The organism is Caulobacter sp. GW821-FHT09A05, from assembly GCF_059418465.1.
Genome location: NZ_JBWKPX010000067.1, coordinates 1 through 915, shown reverse-complemented (window position 1 = coordinate 915; position 915 = coordinate 1). Strand labels below are relative to the sequence as shown.

Below are 915 nucleotides of genomic sequence, written 5' to 3'. Positions count from 1 at the left end.
CGCCCTTCCCCGCCACGACTGGACCCTCGACGAGGTCGAGGCCCTGTTCGACCTGCCGTTCATGGAGCTGGTGTTCCAGGCGGCCACAGTGCACCGGGCCGGGTTCGATCCCAGCGAGGTGCAGCTGTCGCAGCTGCTGTCGGTCAAGACCGGCGGCTGCGCCGAGAACTGCGGCTATTGCAGCCAGAGCGCCCACTTCAAGACCGGGCTGAAGGCCGAGAAGCTGATGGACGCCGAGGCGGTGATCGCCAGGGCCCGCCAGGCCCGCGACGGCGGGGCCCAGCGCTTCTGCATGGGCGCGGCCTGGCGCGAGCTGAAGGACCGCGACCTGCCGAAACTGGCGGCGATGATCGGCGGGGTGAAGGCCCTGGGCCTGGAGACCTGCGCCACCCTGGGCATGCTGACCGCCGACCAGGCCCGGCAGCTGAAGGACGCGGGCCTGGACTACTACAACCACAACCTCGACACCGGCCCGGACTACTACAAGGACGTGGTCACCACCCGCACCTACCAGGAGCGGCTGGACACCCTGGCCCATGTCCGCGACGCGGGCATGAGCACCTGCTGCGGCGGCATCGTCGGCATGGGCGAGCAGCGCCGCGACCGCGCCGGCCTGCTGCACCAGCTGGCCACCCTGCCGGCCCATCCCGACAGCCTGCCGATCAACGGCCTGGTCCCGGTCAGCGGCACGCCGCTTGGGGACATGATCTTGCGCGACAAGGTGCTGGCCGACGGGACCACGGCCATCGACGCCATCGAGTTCGTGCGCACCATCGCCGTGGCCCGCATCGTCTGCCCCCGCGCGATGGTCCGCCTGTCGGCCGGCCGCGACGAGATGAGCCGCGAGCTGCAGGCCCTGTGCTTCCTGGCCGGCGCCAACTCCATCTTCGTCGGCGGCAAGCTCCTGACCACCCC

The 915-nt window shown here is 70.9% G+C and carries 1 protein-coding gene; it reads left to right on the top strand.

Translation table 11 applies throughout. The features are described from left to right. Positions 1 to 915, top strand: a 915-nt coding sequence (gene bioB / locus AC07NX_RS26200) for a biotin synthase BioB (RefSeq protein ID WP_494646056.1), incomplete at both ends; no start/stop codon positions are given.